Source organism: Sphingobacterium griseoflavum, from assembly GCF_014653155.1.
GTDB classification, from domain to species: domain Bacteria; phylum Bacteroidota; class Bacteroidia; order Sphingobacteriales; family Sphingobacteriaceae; genus Sphingobacterium; species Sphingobacterium griseoflavum.
Map to the genome: position 1 here is coordinate 320,604 of NZ_BNAF01000002.1, position 16,950 is coordinate 337,553.

At 45.4% G+C, this 16,950-nt stretch carries 10 protein-coding genes; 7 read left to right on the forward strand and 3 right to left on the reverse strand.

Annotation, left to right across the window (positions count from 1 at the left end):
• Positions 1-5: 5 nt before the first annotated feature.
• Positions 6-1,103, reverse strand: coding sequence for a mandelate racemase/muconate lactonizing enzyme family protein (locus IE165_RS03495; RefSeq protein WP_189625216.1), 1,098 nt, complete (start codon positions 1,101-1,103; stop codon positions 6-8).
• 55 nt (positions 1,104-1,158) lie between these two features.
• Between IE165_RS03495 and IE165_RS03500 the strand changes: the two genes are divergently transcribed.
• From IE165_RS03500 to IE165_RS03525, 6 genes are all read left to right on the forward strand, one after another.
• Positions 1,159-1,353, forward strand: coding sequence for a hypothetical protein (locus tag IE165_RS03500; RefSeq protein ID WP_189625217.1), 195 nt, complete (start codon positions 1,159-1,161; stop codon positions 1,351-1,353).
• Positions 1,354-1,862: 509 nt separating this feature from the next.
• Positions 1,863-3,089, forward strand: coding sequence for a 6-bladed beta-propeller (locus tag IE165_RS03505; protein ID WP_189625218.1), 1,227 nt, complete (start codon positions 1,863-1,865; stop codon positions 3,087-3,089).
• 85 nt (positions 3,090-3,174) lie between these two features.
• Positions 3,175-4,347, forward strand: coding sequence for a 6-bladed beta-propeller (locus IE165_RS03510; protein WP_189625219.1), 1,173 nt, complete (start codon positions 3,175-3,177; stop codon positions 4,345-4,347).
• Positions 4,348-4,432: 85 nt separating this feature from the next.
• A complete protein-coding gene (locus tag IE165_RS03515) occupies positions 4,433-5,602 on the forward strand; it encodes a 6-bladed beta-propeller (RefSeq protein WP_189625220.1) in 1,170 nt (389 codons plus the stop codon).
• Positions 5,603-5,615: 13 nt separating this feature from the next.
• Positions 5,616-8,360 carry a carboxypeptidase-like regulatory domain-containing protein gene (locus IE165_RS03520; protein WP_189625221.1) on the forward strand — a complete coding sequence of 915 codons (2,745 nt, stop codon included), beginning with the start codon at positions 5,616-5,618 and terminating at the stop codon, positions 8,358-8,360.
• A gap of 114 nt (positions 8,361-8,474) precedes the next feature.
• Positions 8,475-11,396, forward strand: coding sequence for an alpha/beta hydrolase family protein (locus tag IE165_RS03525; protein ID WP_189625222.1), 2,922 nt, complete (start codon positions 8,475-8,477; stop codon positions 11,394-11,396).
• Positions 11,397-11,629: 233 nt separating this feature from the next.
• Here IE165_RS03525 and IE165_RS03530 read toward each other — a convergent pair whose 3' ends face one another.
• Both IE165_RS03530 and IE165_RS18560 read right to left on the reverse strand, forming a co-directional pair.
• The gene (locus tag IE165_RS03530) at positions 11,630-12,019 is read right to left on the reverse strand and encodes a hypothetical protein (RefSeq protein WP_189625223.1); all 390 of its coding nucleotides are present in this window, start codon (positions 12,017-12,019) and stop codon (positions 11,630-11,632) included.
• A gap of 72 nt (positions 12,020-12,091) precedes the next feature.
• On the reverse strand, positions 12,092-12,223 hold the full coding sequence (locus IE165_RS18560) for a hypothetical protein (protein ID WP_262891168.1): 132 nt from the start codon (positions 12,221-12,223) through the stop codon (positions 12,092-12,094).
• A gap of 206 nt (positions 12,224-12,429) precedes the next feature.
• Here IE165_RS18560 and gltB point away from each other — a divergent pair, with 206 nt between their 5' ends.
• Positions 12,430-16,944, forward strand: a complete 4,515-nt coding sequence (gene gltB / locus IE165_RS03535; protein ID WP_189625224.1) for a glutamate synthase large subunit — start codon at positions 12,430-12,432, stop codon at positions 16,942-16,944.
• Positions 16,945-16,950: the final 6 nt, after the last annotated feature.

The window sequence follows — 16,950 nt, forward strand, 5'->3', positions numbered from 1 at the left end:
TATCGCTAAACCGACCAGCTTTCACAGCGAGACAAGAATCCTGGCTCTATATCCGCGCCTATACCGATATCATCGGTCACAGCAACGTGATAACCGGTAAATTGGGCTCCACCCACCACGGGGTCTTCCAAATGGCCTAACATGCAGGTGTCCAAATCATAGAATTTCACATTGTTCGTCGCATAGGCGAAATGGATCTTTGCCGCCAAAGCCAATCGGGATTCCAGCATACCGCCAATCATGCAGGGCACCTCATATTCTGCCGCCACTTGTTGAATCTGCAGCGCCCCCACAATACCAGCAGATTTAGAAAATTTGATATTGATATAATCGCAAGCATCGTTGCGGCAGAGGCGATCGGCGTCGCGCGGGCTGTAGACAGACTCATCCGCCATAATGGGTATGATTGTTTGGGTACGCAATGCTGATAGCATATGGTCATTGTAGCTTCGCATGGGCTGTTCGCAAAATTGAATCTTAAAGGATTCCATGCCATGCAGGGCCTCTATAGCCTCCTCAAAAGACCACCCTTGGTTGGCATCCACCCGCAAGGGGATATCGAAACCTACGGCACGACGTATCGCACGTACCCTTTCTACATCGTCTTTTGGCTTCTTACCCAATTTGACTTTGAGTACAGCCGCTCCCGCAGACTTGAATTGCTCGGCCTTCTGCGCCATTACTTCGGGCTCCCCCAGACCGATAGTGATATCCGTTATGATCTCCTTGCGTTGCCCCCCTAAAAATTTATACAAAGGCAAGCCAGCATCTTTTGCGGCAAGATCATGCAAAGCCATGTCGAAGGCCGATTTTATGGTGGTATTTCCCGCGACAAAGAGATCCAGCTCCGCCATCCGTTCGTTTATAGCCAAAGGATCTTTGCCTTTCCAGAGTCGTGCAAATTCGCGCGCAAGCACCAAACAGGTGTCCTGTGTCTCTCCAACAATCATCGGGAAAGCAGAACATTCTCCGACACCGTAGAAACCGGCGTCTGTATGAATACGGATAAACGTGTTTTGCGCATAGTCCATAACCCCTGTGGCGATAGCAAAGGGTTCCATAGGGATGCTCAGTCGATAGATAGCTATAGAAGTAATAATCATTTGGCGTTAAAAGTTAGATGTCGGGAATAAAGTTACTACTAAAAAGTAATATCTCATGTCAAAGAAGCCTTTTTGCCAGCCGTCAAGCACACAAATGCCCGCTCCTGATGCCATAAATCTTCGTGCGAAGCAACTGACTGCCGCCCTTTGGATGTCGGCTGCCGAACCATACCCTATCTGCCGGAAACCCGACAGGAAAACATTGTGGAATTACTCGGACGCCGAAAGAAGGGTATACACCATAGCCTAAATATACCATGCCCTGTAGTTGCCCAAAATTTCCTTAAAATATCATCCTTTAAAAATAAAAGGTCAAAATGACAAATATTAACCTAAAAACATTTTTTTTGAAAATTAAATTTATAAAAAACGTTTTAGCATTAATTTTATAATTAAAATAGATAATTATTTTCATTTTTATTTTTATTTAGAAAAAATGGTATCTATCTTTATAACAGAAAATAGCTGACTGAATACCAATATCTTATTGAAAAGATGCGATAATAAATATAGGAAACGCAAAACAACACCTTAGCAGGATAGACATTATGCAGAAATATTTTAGCGGGATTACTGAGTAGAAATAAAGACAGACAATAATACACACATCTATAAACTTAAAAATAACCTTATGATCACACGAAGAATTAGAAATTCAAAAACAGCAAGAGAAATTGCGATGGCGATCTATACTGAAAAGAAAACACTCCTCTAACCGGCCTACAATATTCGAGGACCGTTTACCGTAAATGTCCCTACATGAAAAAACAGCAATGCGCAGCAATCTTCTTGTCGATGCTCTTTTGGTTAGCATCATCCTTGAGTGCGGCTGCCCAGTCCGAAGACAGCGTGCTTACCCGGGAGTTCCGCATATCCCCCGCACATGCTCAGCACAAAACCATGCAAGAGGTAGTGGAAGAAATCGAGTACATTCCTTTGGAATCTTCCAAAAAAAGTGAGTTCAGTATAAACTCGCACGTAGTGGTGGATAATGACCGGATCATGGTGTACCATTTTTTTACCAACGGTAGATATTTGTTGCTATTCGATAGCAATGGCAAGCTAACCAAGCGCGTAGACATGCCGAAAGAACTTAAGAACAACCGTCATATCTTTTTAAACAGAGAGAAACGGGAGATCTATATCTCCATAGCAGACCACAAACCCAGCGCACGGGTGTACAACTATGATGGCGAACTGCTCCTTGATGACCATACCCTGCCCGCCGGCACTTGTGGAAAGCTCGGCGACAGCTACATTTCCTACCAAGTGCACCGATACCGCTACGATAAAGATACCCCTTACGACCTACTCTATTACAAAGGAAAGGAAGTAAGCGGTAAATGGATGCACTACAAAAGGGATACTTCAGAGCTATTACGCGGCGAAAATGACATGCAGGTGCGTTTTTCTGGCAAGCTGCCCATACTTTCCACCATCTACAACTATAAGCTGCATTTTTTGGGCGAGGCTGGCGTGGATTCGGTTTATCGTTTTGTGCTGCCCAAAAACCTATCCGTTCCCGATGACTTTCTCGACAACAAACTATATATAGGAAAAAAGTATGAATTTTTCAAAGACAACCCGGCCAAGATTGCTTCCTTCCAGAATCATTACCACACACCTAATAACTTGGTATTTAAGCTGGACCATCATGACTTCTATGGTCACGGCGTTACGGATGTCATCTACAATACAATAACCGGCACACTGGTTAACCTGGAATTTCTACAGCCGGATCAGACCAACGATTTTCTACCATTCTTTGAGAAGGACTACTTTTTTAACAACACGAATATTGTGGCCTCCGACGGCACGAACATTTACACCTTGGTAGCGCCGGCCACACTGATCGAGGCCTACCGGAACAATAAGGCCAACAACATTACGGACAAATTCCCGGCCTCACTAGAGAAGATTCTTAAAAACGAGCGCTATACTGATAACTATGTACTGGTACGAATCAAGCTAAAACCCAAGTTTTAACCCGATGAACAGGATGCGTTGCAAAATCATAATCTCCAGCCTACTACTACCCTTGCTCTGCTGTACCAATTTTAGCTTGCTGGGTATGGCGCAAAATAAGGAAAACAACCATACGGACAGTGTGCTTACCTGGGAGTTCCGCATATCGCCGGCACATGCCCAGCACAAAACAATGCAGGAGGTAATGGAAGAGATTGAGTACATACCCTTGGCATCCTCCAAAAACAGTGAGTTCGCCTTTGGCTCCAATATCGTGGTAGATCGGGATAGGATTATCGTGTATCACTTTTTTGACTACAAGAATTATTTGCTCATATTCGATACAAAAGGAAAACTAATCAAACGGATAGATATTCCGAAAGACCGCCTAAACGGCAAACAACTGTTCCTAGACAGGGATAAACAAGAAATCTATATTTCCGACGCACACAACACATCTAAAGCTCTAGTATACAACTATGATGGCACCCTGCTACGTGACGCTCAGACCCTTCCATACGGAATATATGGAAAAATTGGCGATAGCTATATTTCCTACAGAATGCACCGTTACCGAATCGATAAAGATAACCCCTATGACCTCCTCTACTACAAAGGAATGGAAGTGGCAAATAAATGGATGTACTACAAAAGAGATACTTCAGAGCAATTGTCTGGTCAAAGCGATATGCAGCTGCGGTTTTCAGGTAAGCTACCCATTCTTTCCACCATCTACGACTATAAGCTGCACTTTCTGAGCGAAGCTGGTATAGACTCGGTCTATCGCTTTGTGCTGCCCCAAAATCTATCCGTACCCGCAGACTTTCTGGAAAACGAAGTGTTTTGGGGAAAGAAATCTGAATTTTTCAAAAATGATCCGGCAAAGATCGTCTCCTTCCAGAATCATTACCACACCCCCAACAACCTGGCATTTAAGCTAGATCACCTTGACTTCTATGGACACAGGGTTACAGATGTCATCTACAATACGGTTAGCGGCACACTGGTCAATCTGGAATTTCTACAGCCGGACCAGACCAACGATTTTTTACCTTTCTTTGAGAAGGACTACTTTTTTCACAACATAAATATTGTCGCCTCGGACGGCACAAATATTTACACCTTGGTAGCGCCGGCCACACTGATCGAGGCCTACCGGAACAATAAGGCCAACAACATTACGGACAAATTCCCGGCCTCACTAGAGAAGATTCTTAAAAACGAGCGCTACACGGATAACTATGTACTGGTACGAATCAAGCTAAAACCCAAGTTTTAACCCGATGAACAGGATGCGTTGCAAAATCATAAACCCCAGCCTATTACTACCCCTGCTCTGCTGTACCAGTTTTAGCTTGTTGGGTATGGCGCAAAATAAGGAAAACAACCATACAGACAGCGTGCTTACCCGGGAGTTCCGCATATCCCCCGCACATGCTCAGCACAAAACCATGCAGGAGGTAGTGGAAGAAATCGAGTACATTCCCTTGGAATCTTCCAAAAAAAGCGAGTTTAGCATAAACTCCGCTGTTTTGGTCGATAAAGACAGGATCCTGGTGTACCATTTTTTTGACTACGACAATCATTTGCTCATATTCGACACAACAGGAAAACTAATCAGGCGGGTTGATATCCCGAAAGATTGGCTGAACACAAAAAAGCTTTTTCTAGACAGAGTAAAACAGGAGATTTATATTTCCGATCTAGATTACAAGACCAAAACACTGGTGTACAACTATAACGGAGCACTGCTACGTGACGATCAGATCCTGCCATATAAAACATATGGAAAAATTGGCGATAGCTATATCTCCTATAAAATGCACCGCTACCGTATTGATAAGAACACTCCCTACGACTTACTTTACTACAACGGAATGGAAATATCCGATAGATGGATGCACTACAAAAGAGACACCTCGGAACTATTGGACGAATATGACTATCATATCCTGTTTTCCGAAAAACTTCCGATACTTTCCACCTCCTACGACTACAAGCTACATTTTCTAGGCGAAGCTGGTATAGACTCGGTCTATCGCTTTGTGCTGCCCAAAAACCTATCCGTTCCCGATGACTTTCTCGACAACAAACTATATATAGGAAAAAAGTATGAATTTTTCAAAGACAACCCGGCCAAGATTGCTTCCTTCCAGAATCATTACCACACACCTAATAACTTGGTATTTAAGCTGGACCATCATGACTTCTATGGTCACGGCGTTACGGATGTCATCTACAATACAATAACCGGCACACTGGTTAACCTGGAATTTCTACAGCCGGATCAGACCAACGATTTTCTACCTTTCTTTGAGAAGGACTACTTTTTTAACAACACGAATATTGTGGCCTCCGACGGCACGAACATTTACACCTTGGTAGCGCCGGCCACACTGATCGAGGCCTACCGGAACAATAAGGCCAACAACATTACGGACAAATTCCCGGCCTCACTAGAGAAGATTCTTAAAAACGAGCGCTATACGGATAACTATGTACTGGTACGAATCAAGCTAAAACCCAAGTTTTAACCCGATGAACAGGATGCGTTGCAAAATCCTAGACCCCAGCCTATTCTTATCGTTGCTCTACCTAACCTGCTTTAGCTTGCTGGGCATGGCGCAAGAAAAAAAAGGAAGGCTGGCAGGATTGGTCGTAAATGCATCATCCAATCAGCCTATTGCAGATGTAACGGTATCCGCCTATGCGGCAAGCGATTCCACCGTCATCGATTTTACGTACTCCGATTTAAAAGGCCAGTTTGCAATTAACTTAAAACAGCATGATCGTGTCTATTTGGTCTTTAAGCACCTCAATTACCAAACAAAAGTTGAGCATATATCCTCCTTTAATCGGGACACCTTAAGTAGCCTGACTACACAGCTAGAACAAAAGACACACGAGATAGAAGAAGTGGAGATCACGCGATTCAAAGAACCCGTTTCATTCTCGGGCGACACGGTGATATTCAGCGTAGATGCCTTTAAGATGGACTCCAGCACGGTTGTCGAAGACCTGCTACGGAAACTACCGGGGTTAATTATTTGGTCGGACAAAAAGATCACACTGAACGGCAAAGAGATCAACAAGGTGTATGTTGACGGAAAACCTTTTTTTTTCGGCGACCAACAATTTGCTATACAAAACCTACCGAACTACGTGGTTGACCGAGTCAAAGTCTACGATATAAATCCGAAAACACCTGCTGGCGGGAAATCCACGGTTTTGGATATTGAACTCAAAGCGGATAAGAAGACAGGGATGTTTGGAAAAGGAGCGCTAGGCGGTGGATCTGATAAACGGTATAATGCCGAGGCGATGCTGGCTCGATATACGCCTATTTGGCGGGTAGCCGCAGTAAGCAACGTCAATAATATCAATCGCATCAACCTCCGAATGGAAAACCTCCTGTCCGACTTGTCGTACAATGCGGCTTCGTCACTTTCCTCCAGCTCCAATATCGACGTTCAGGGCGTGTTCGGATCGCGGACGCACGCCGCCGAAGTAAATGTAAACAAAGGCTACAACTATACCCTCAATTACCTGACAAACAACATCAACAACGATATCGTCAGCACCTATGCGCTTTACGGCATAAATAACCAAACGAACAACCTGAGCCATACCGACAGAAGAAATAACAAACACCAGGTAGAGCAGCGATTTGACAAACGCATCGGGAATAAAAAATCGATAAATGCCAATATAAAATTTGCAACCGAAAACAGTACCAATGCAATAACAAGCAATAATAACAATATTTTTTCCGGCAACAGCTATATCGGAACCTCGGACATAGACCAGTCGGACCGTATCCAATCCATTATCGGGCAAATGGCTTACCAAGCTGATTTTAAAACCAAACTTCGCCGGCGTGTTCTTTTTAACCTGCAATATATGCTGGATTACACCGATGCCAATAGCGAAAGTAAAAGCGAGTCGAACACCACAGCGCAGCTCGCCAACGGTCGGACGGACGACATAAGCTTTGACCGCTTGCAGAATAGTGAAAACACCAAAAACACACACCGCATCACTACCTCATTAAATGGCGTAGGGGCGTATATACTGAATCCAGCAGTCGTTAACATGAATTTATCGGGAGATTGGACAATCGATCGTGGAAATCTATCACAAGATGTTTTCGACAGAAACCAGACGACGCCCGATGCGGGCTATACGCTTTATAACACGCCCCTTTCCTACGCCACGACAAGGCATAGGGCAGAATTTAAGCCGGGAATCACATTCAGCAAAACATTTTTACGGTCGCAAACGAACCGCTACTCCAACAGTTGGCAGTTTCTGACCACGCTTCGCGCGATCATCGTCGATTCCAAAAATTCGTCCAGTTATTTTTATCATAACTTCGATCTGGATTACGCTAACTTCATCCCTTCTGCTAGTGTAGAATGGAACAAAGAAATCCCCAAATCATACAGCAGAAAATTTACGATCGAAATGCTCTCCGAAACGCGAGAACCCAGCTTTTTAGTGATGGCCCCACTGATAGACACGACAAACCTATTTTATCGAGCCTTGCCCAATCTAGGGCTCAAACCCGAATTGAGCAGAAAATATAAGGCAACATACAACTACACCAATATAAAGAAATATGGGAATGCCATTACGGCGGCGATAGATTATGAAAAAATAGGCAATACCCTATCGGACAGCACCTATATCGAGGAGGAAGCTACTTTGTTCAAGGCCATAAACCTCGATGATTCATACGCCATTGGCCTATCGCTAAAAGTAAACAATACATTTAACTTGTTCGAGCGAGCGATAAAGACAAGTGGGGAGGTAAACCTGAGACAGTCGCAGATCGAGCGGTATATAAACAGCGCAAAACAACGCAGTGACAACACATTTCTGAACGCCGCAGCGCGGATCTTTTATCAGGTCAATCCTGCTTCTGACCTGAATTTTGAGGTCTTATACGATGGATATAGACTGGAGCGAGACGAGGAGCGCTATCTATCCCAAAACATCAATTATTATCTCGGTTATTCCATAAGGTTAAAGAGCAGATGGAATTTAACAAGCAGTATGACGAGAAGATACAATAACAATGTGGATGCCCACGCTTATATCTGCAATGTAGACATCACCTACAAAGCCTTAAAAAATAAACTAGGAGAAGTCAAATTTTCCATTTTCGATCTATTTAACAATAACCTGAGCATCACCAACTATCAAAATAGCATCGGCGTAGCCACGCAAACAACCAACAACCTAAAGCGCTATTTTATGGTATCCTTTGCCTATTACCCTAGAGTATTTTAAGTTCCACAACGCGGCACGAGAAAGACCGAGCCATTATGCCTTTTATGCGTGCAAGCCAGCCGGAAATTCCAATAAAAAACGATACATTAGCTTATTGATTAACTTACCACATGTATGACATATAAATTTATCCTGCTATGTATTAGCCAGCTCGTCCTGGGGCTAACACACGCGCAAGAAAAGAACACACCATTGACCTGGCAAGACATTCCGAGCTGGACCTATAACCGTACAGGAATGGCTGTACCCAGCCCCGATGGAAAATGGATCGGCTACATCGCTGGCCCGACGCAAGGCGACCTGACGCTAAACCTAAAAACCACGGCAAACAGCAGCCAGCAGTACCACTATCCGATTGGCGGACAAAATAGTGGTATCACGTTCTCCGAGCATAGTAATTTTGTCGCTTTCTACCAGTCGCCTGACTACAAAACCATCAAGAGCAACGAAAAAGCAAAAAAGCCCAATCTAAAGAAACTACGCTTGGTATCGCTAAAAGATACCGCGTCGGTTGTTTTCGAAAATGTGCAGAAATTTGATTTTTCTAACGAAGACGGCAATTGGCTTGCCTTACGCTTCGACTCGCCCACGCCCGCTCAAAAGAATGAAACGGCCGGAAAAGGCGCTAATTTGCTGCTGTATAACCTGAACAACAAAAAGAAGTTCAACATCGGAAGCGTACACGACTATGCTTTCAATAAAAACGGAACGCTGTTAGCCTACAGCGTGGATGCTGACGGCCAAAATGGCAATGGCATTTTCCTGCTGAACCTCAACACCGGACTGACCACCGTGATTCAAAACGATGAGGCTACATTCAGCAAGATCAACTGGAATAAAGAGGGCACCGCATTTTCGCTATTGAAGTCCAAGAAAAACAAAGATTACAAAACCCCTGTATACAGTTTAATCGGCGTGAGAAATGTTCTCGCGAAAAATCCCGAGACCCACAGCTACACCGGTTTAAAGGAACAGCAGATTACCGCCGGATATGGTATCAGCGAGAATAGCGTTCCTTATTGGAGCAAAGATCTGAGCCGTATTTTCTTTGGTATTGCAAAAATCGAAAAAACAAACGTACAACCGGAAAAAACGCAGGACGCGAAGGTGGATAGCCTTGCGCAAAACGTGAAGTCCGCCGGATTGGTCGACAGCACACAACGCAGCACCGATTCTACAGCGGCCGCCTTAGCAACCAAATCTCCGCAAAAGCCGGCTACCAATAAAAAGGAACTGGAAAAGCCTGATATGACGATCTGGAACTGGCAGGATAAGCGATTACAGTCTTCGCAACGCACGCAATTGGAGCGTGACAAAAAATTTAACATCATGAGCGCTTGGGAAATTGCCTCAGACAAATTCGTATCGCTTGCCGACAGCAACCTCCGCTCCATCAGCCTCGCTCCAAACCAAAAGATAGGTTACGGACTGGATTTCTCGCCTTATGAATTTACCTCCAATTTGGATGGACAACGCTTCGCGGATGTTTACATTGTCGATATCGCGACCAGTGAACGTAGGCTCGCTATCGAAAAGCTGTATCTCAACGCCAGCTTCAGCACCAGCTTCTCGCCCACCTCATCGCATATCCTGTACTACAATGAAGGGGATTATTATGTATTGGATGTAAAGACGTTAGCAAAAACCAATATTACCAAAAACATCCCAACATCGTTTATCAGCGTTACCGACGACCATAATGTTTCCAAACCAGCGACGGGAACTTTTGGTTGGACGCACGATGGCCGCTTTGTGCTATTGAAAGACAACTACGATCTCTGGAAGGTATCTTTAGATGGGAAATCACATCAACAATTAACCGATAATTGGAAAAGTAAAAAACTGTTTGCCACATCGTACAACAACATTTATCCCGACGATGAAGATATCGACCTCTCGAAAGACCAATATTTTGGCGTAATGGATGATAACAATAAGCAAACAGGCATTGCTTTGCTGCCAGCGAAAAGCGACAAAATGCAGGTACTCACCCTAGAGGACGCCTACATTGGTCCGGTAAACAAGGTGAAACATGCCTCCGCTTTCTTTTATAGCCGTCAAACACCTACTGTATCACCGGAGCTTTATATGTCTACCGACAAGATGTTAACATCGCCGGTCAAGCTCGTTGCAGACAGTGCCAAACAGCTCCTTTCTGCGGGTAGCAAACTGATTTCTTATATCAGCGATCATGGCGACACTTTACAGGCGGTTCTATATTTACCGGCCAACTATGTCGAGGGACAAACCTACCCGACCATCACGTACATCTACGAGCGCCTGACGAACGGCAAGAATAGCTATTCGCTCCCAGCCTATCCCGGTGGCGGCTTTAACCGCGCTATGTACACCAGCAATGGTTACGCCGTGCTGATGCCCGACATCAAGTACAAGTTAAACGACCCCGGCATGTCTGCAGTGGCTTGTGTGGTGCCGGCTGTAAAGGCCGCAGTGGCAACAGGTATAGTCGATGAAAAGAATGTAGCGATCCACGGGCATTCCTGGGGCGGATATCAAACCTCCTTTTTGATCACGCAAACTAACATCTTTAAAGCGGCGGTAGCCGGTGCACCATTAACCAATATGATTTCCATGTATTCCTTAATTTATTGGAATTCGGGATCGTCTAATCAGAGCATCTTCGAGTCCAGTCAAGGCCGACTCACCACCGGTTATTGGGACAATTGGGATGCCTATGCCCGTAACTCGCCTATTTTCCATATCAAAAACGTACAAACGCCGTTGATCATTATGCACAACGATAAGGATGGCGCGGTAGACTACACACAAGGAATTGAGTATTTCAATGGTCTGCGCCGTCTCAACAAACCAGTAGTCTTGTTGACCTACAACGGCGAAAACCACGGCCTCGCCAAAGAAGTGAACCAAAAGGATTATGCCGTGCGCATGATGGAGTACTTTGACCATTACCTAAAAGGTAAAGAAGCCCCAGATTGGTGGTCCAAAGGCATTGATTTTATGGCACTTCCGAAACACTTGGAGGATAGGGCTTTTGAGGTTTCTTCTATAGATTAATATCTTCCAGCCATACTCGGCACCATTGTATGGCTGGATATATATATTATTTATAAATGTAGCCCCTTTACAGGAGATTCGAGGAGCATGCTCCTTCGCCAACTGTACTACTGCTGGCCGTATTGGCGGTATCCTGCATGGTTTCGACCGTACAGCTTTTCAAACTCGAGGTTCCAAGTAGCATAAAGGCACAATCCCCTTATTTCGTCATGTAAAAACGTTATAACAGCATGTTACTGTGTCGCACCTTCATGTAAATGGTTCACATCTTCATGTGAATAATTCGCTTCTTCATATAATTGCTTCACATCTCCATGTGATTGCTTCACATCTTCATGTGAATGGTCCGCATCTTCATGTGAATGGTCCGCATCTTCACGTGAATGGTTCGCATCTTCACGTGAATGGACAGCATCTTCACGTGAATGGACAGCATCTTCATGTGAATGGTCCGCATCTTCATGTGAATGGTCCGCATCTTCATGTGAATGGTTTGCATCTTCATGTGAATGGTTTGCATCTTCACGTGACGAAACCAACCTGATGTTCGAGGAAATGACATCTTCACGCCACGAGAAATCACGAACATTGTCCAAATAAAACGGCTTACACCAGGTAGGCAATCTTTGTCATTATTCGCATTTACACCTTAATCGACTGCGTAAGATTAGACCATACCCTTTGTATGGATAGCTTTACACTTCGATCAATACCTCCTGTCCTTGCTTTACTTTTACGATCGCATTTTGCGACGACAACGTCCTGCGAAAAATCGCTGCCTGCACCGATGTCCATTCAACAAATACATCGATAGTTTTCTCGTTCAACCAGCACATCAACGATTATTCGCCCATTAACCATCATGACAGAACGAAGTTTCCCAGCCTAGAACGATTTCAAACAGGAATACAATATCAACAAAAAAATGCCTGTTATTTATAAATAAACTAATAACGATCTGTATTTTTTATAAAATCATTAAGAAAATAAGTTTTTTATTCGTATATTAGCAACCTAATATTTTGAGGAGAAGATGATAAACGAAAGATTACCAGAACAAGGGTTGTATAACCCCGACTTTGAGCACGATGCCTGTGGGGTAGGTTTTGTAGCGCACATCAAAGGTCAAAAGTCGCACCAGCAAGTGAGAGATGCATTAACCATGTTGGAAAACATGGAGCATAGAGGTGCTTGTGGCTGTGATCCGGAGAGTGGAGATGGTGCTGGTATCATGATCCAGTTGCCACATGAGTTCCTATGGGAAGAGTGCATCAACTTAGGTATTCAATTGGAAGAGCCTGGATATTACGGTACGGGGATGGTATTCTTACCAAAAGAAGCAGACCTCAATACGATCTGTCGTGAAGCCATTATGGAAGCGACGGCAAGCCGGGGCATGAAGTTCCTAGGCTTTCGTGATGTTCCTGTTAGCCGTGAGGGTATAGGCCCCACTGCTTTAAGTGCTGAGCCAGAAATTGTACAGTTTTTTGTTTCCCGTCCTGATGGCGTCTCCACCACCGAGGACTTTGAACGTAAGCTTTTCGTCCTAAGACGTCTGATCATCCAGCTCGTCAAGCAACACCAAGAATATCCATTACCCTTATACATCGCATCGCTTTCTTGTAAAACGATCATATACAAAGGTCAGTTAACGACCTACCAAGTAGGCACATATTACGACGACCTGAAAGATTCACGTGTTGTTTCAGCGTTCGGCCTGGTGCACTCCCGTTTCTCCACAAACACGTTTCCATCTTGGTCGTTGGCGCAGCCATTCCGCAATATTGCGCATAACGGCGAAATCAATACGCTGACCGGAAACCTAAATTGGTTCTATGCCGGTGCACGCGCACTTTCTTCACCATACTTTACCGAAGAAGAAATGCAGATCCTTTTGCCCGTGGTAGATCGCGGACAATCCGATTCTGCATGTTTAGACAATGTCGTGGAACTGCTATTGCATAGCGGAAGAAGCCTTCCGCATGTGATGTTGATGCTCGTACCTGAAGCCTGGGATGGCAACACCCAAATGGATCCCTTGAAAAAAGCTTTCTATGAGTACCATGCGACCTTAATGGAACCTTGGGACGGCCCTGCCGCGCTTTGCTTCACGGACGGCAAAACCATAGGCGCTACACTGGATCGTAACGGTCTGCGCCCATTACGCTTTGCTATTACTTCAGACGACCGCGTTATCGTGGCATCGGAAGCAGGGGCATTACCTATCCCAGAAAGTTTGATCATCAAAAAAGGACGCCAACAACCGGGTAAAATTTTTGTGGTCGATATGGAGAAAGGCCAAATTCGTTCCGACGAAGAGGTGAAAGGGGAATTGATCCGTCAGCAACCGTACAGCGAATGGTTAGACAACTACAAGATCCGCATGGACGAGCTAGAAGAGCCGCGCGTAAGCTATACCTACCTGAAAAAAGAATCGGTATTTAAATACCAACAAGCTTTCGGTTATTCACGCGAAGACCTGGAAACGATCTTAACACCTATGGCCCTCACGGGTTACGAACCGATCGGCTCGATGGGTACCGATGTGCCGTTGGCTATCTTATCTGACCAACCGCAACATCTATCAAGCTATTTCAAGCAATTTTTTGCGCAGGTCACTAATCCTCCGATCGATCCAATCCGTGAGCGCTTGGTCATGAGTTTGGCGACCTTTATTGGAAATGCCGGAAACATTTTAATTGAAGACAAAAAATTCTGTCATTGCGTCACGTTGGAGCATCCAATTTTGACATCAAGTGAATTGGAAAAATTACGATCGATAGATACCGGTATTTTTCAAGCGAAAACTTTGCAGCTTTATTTCCAAGCAGACGGAAAATCAGGATCTCTTGAAGCCGGTTTAGAAAGACTTTGTCGCTACGCCGATGATGCCGTACGCGATGGATTTGAGGTAATTATCCTTTCGGATCGTGCAATCGACTCGCAACATGCGGCGATTCCATCCATTCTTGCGGTATCCGCCGTACATCACCACCTGATAAAAACAGGTAACCGCGGAGCGGTAGGTCTTGTGGTCGAAGCTGGGGACGTATGGGAAGTGCACCACTTCGCCTGCCTATTGGCATTCGGTGCTACCGCCATCAATCCATATATGGCCTTGGCTTCCATCCGGACGATGAAGGAGCTTGGACAGATCGAAACAGATTTGGTTTGGGAAGACCTGAAGAAAAACTATGTGAAGGCGATTTGTGCGGGTCTACTGAAGATATTTTCTAAAATGGGGATTTCAACTTTGCAGTCTTACCATGGAGCGCAGATCTTCGAAGTGTTGGGTATTGACAAATCTGTCGTAGACGATTACTTCTGCGGTTCTGTATCCCGCATTGGCGGGTTAAAGTTAGACGATATTGCGAAAGAAGCGCTTTCCAAACACTGGCGAGCGTTCGGAGAATCCCGCGTGGAGAAAAAATTATTACCAGAAGGTGGTCTGTACCAGTGGAAACGACGTGGCGAGGGACACCTTTGGAGTCCTGAAACCGTACACCTTTTACAAAAGGCCTGCCGTACGACAGACTACAACTCCTACAAACAATACGCATCTATTATCAACAACCAGAAGGAGCGTATGTTTACGCTGCGTGGTTTATTGGATTTTGCAAAACATAGAACTCCGGTATCCATCGATGAGGTAGAACCTATCGAAAACATCATGAAGCGTTTCGCGACAGGCGCCATGTCCATGGGATCTATCTCTACAGAAGCACATAGTACATTAGCGATCGCAATGAACCGTATCGGAGCGAAGAGCAATACCGGCGAAGGAGGAGAAGATCCGGCGCGTTTCGAGCGCTTGGCCAACGGTGATTCGATGCGCTCGGCTATCAAACAAGTTGCATCGGCGCGTTTTGGTGTAACGTCACACTACCTTACCGAAGCCGACGAGATCCAGATTAAAATGGCGCAAGGTGCTAAACCTGGTGAAGGTGGGCAGCTTCCGGGCCACAAGGTGAATGACTTTATCGCGCGCTTGCGCCATGCAACACCGGGCGTGGGCCTAATATCGCCACCACCGCACCACGACATCTACTCCATCGAAGATTTGGCTCAGCTCATCTTCGACTTGAAAAATGCCAACCGCGCGGCCCGTATCAACGTTAAGCTGGTATCGAAAGCCGGTGTAGGTACGATTGCAGCGGGTGTCGCGAAAGCGCACGCCGACGTTATTCTGATCGCTGGTTATGATGGCGGTACAGGAGCATCGCCGATAAGCTCGATCAAACATGCAGGCTTACCTTGGGAACTCGGCTTAGCTGAAGCTCATCAAACCCTCGTACAAAACAGATTGCGTAGCCGTGTCGTATTGCAAGCTGATGGCCAAATGAAAACAGGGCGCGACATTGTTATCGCAACCTTACTAGGTGCCGAGGAGTGGGGTGTGGCGACCGCGGCGCTGGTGGCAGGTGGATGTATCATGATGCGCAAATGCCATTTGAACACTTGCCCTGTCGGCGTAGCCACGCAAGATCCGGAATTGCAGAAACTATTCTCCGGAAAGCCGGAAGATATCGTGAACCTATTCCGCTTTTTGGCCGAAGAGATCCGCGAAATTATGGCAGAGCTTGGCTTCCGCAGCATCAACGAAATGGTGGGACGTGCACAGTTCCTTAAGAAACGAGAAAATATCGACCATTGGAAAGCTTCAAAAATCGACTTCTCCAAAGTGCTTTACGTGGCTCGTAACGAACCGTCGGAAAGCCTATACAATACGCAAGAGCAGGATCACGGCATGAGCATGATCTTAGATTGGGGTTTGTTAAAGCAAGCCAAATCAGCGCTAGATACAAAGACCCCTGCCTTCGGCACATTTAAGGTGAAAAACACGGATCGCACGATAGGCACCATGCTATCCAACGAAATCTCTAAAATTTATGGGGCAGATGGTTTACCTGATAACACCATTAACTTCAAGTTTGAAGGCTCTGCAGGGCAGTCTTTTGGTGCCTTTGGCGCAAAAGGTCTTTCTTTTGAGCTGGAAGGCGAGGCAAACGACTATGTTGGCAAGGGCCTATCTGGGGCGCAGTTAGCCATTTACCCGACAGCTGACAGCCCATTGACGGCACATGACAACATCATCATTGGCAACGTGGCCCTGTATGGCGCTACCTCAGGGCACCTCTTTATCAATGGTATGGCCGGAGAACGCTTTGCTGTCCGCAACTCGGGCGCGACAGCCGTCGTAGAAGGTATAGGCGACCATGGTTGCGAATACATGACGGGCGGACGTGCGTTGATCTTAGGCCCAACGGGCAGGAACTTCGCCGCCGGCATGAGTGGAGGTATCGCATGGATATATGACATCTCGGGCACCTTCCGCGACAACTGCAACCAAGAGATGGTCGATCTTGACCCACTGGATACCGAAGATGAAAATGCCATTATTGCATTACTGAAACGGCATATTAACCTGACAAGTAGCGAGCGTGCCAGCTTCATCTTGCAAGATTGGGCAAATGAAAAAGGTAAATTTATCAAGGTATTCCCAAGGGAATACAAGAATGTGTTACGTAAAAAATTAGTGGAAGCTTAATTTAGC

Bases quoted from the DNA above. Each gene is read 5' to 3' on its own strand.
- IE165_RS03495 (WP_189625216.1), bottom strand. From the start codon at position 1,103: ATGATTATTACTTCTATAGCTATCTATCGACTGAGCATCCCTATGGAA.
- IE165_RS03500 (WP_189625217.1), top strand. From the start codon at position 1,159: ATGTCAAAGAAGCCTTTTTGCCAGCCGTCAAGCACACAAATGCCCGCT.
- IE165_RS03505 (WP_189625218.1), top strand. From the start codon at position 1,863: ATGAAAAAACAGCAATGCGCAGCAATCTTCTTGTCGATGCTCTTTTGG.
- IE165_RS03510 (WP_189625219.1), top strand. From the start codon at position 3,175: ATGGCGCAAAATAAGGAAAACAACCATACGGACAGTGTGCTTACCTGG.
- IE165_RS03515 (WP_189625220.1), top strand. From the start codon at position 4,433: ATGGCGCAAAATAAGGAAAACAACCATACAGACAGCGTGCTTACCCGG.
- IE165_RS03520 (WP_189625221.1), top strand. From the start codon at position 5,616: ATGCGTTGCAAAATCCTAGACCCCAGCCTATTCTTATCGTTGCTCTAC.
- IE165_RS03525 (WP_189625222.1), top strand. From the start codon at position 8,475: ATGACATATAAATTTATCCTGCTATGTATTAGCCAGCTCGTCCTGGGG.
- gltB (WP_189625224.1), top strand. From the start codon at position 12,430: ATGATAAACGAAAGATTACCAGAACAAGGGTTGTATAACCCCGACTTT.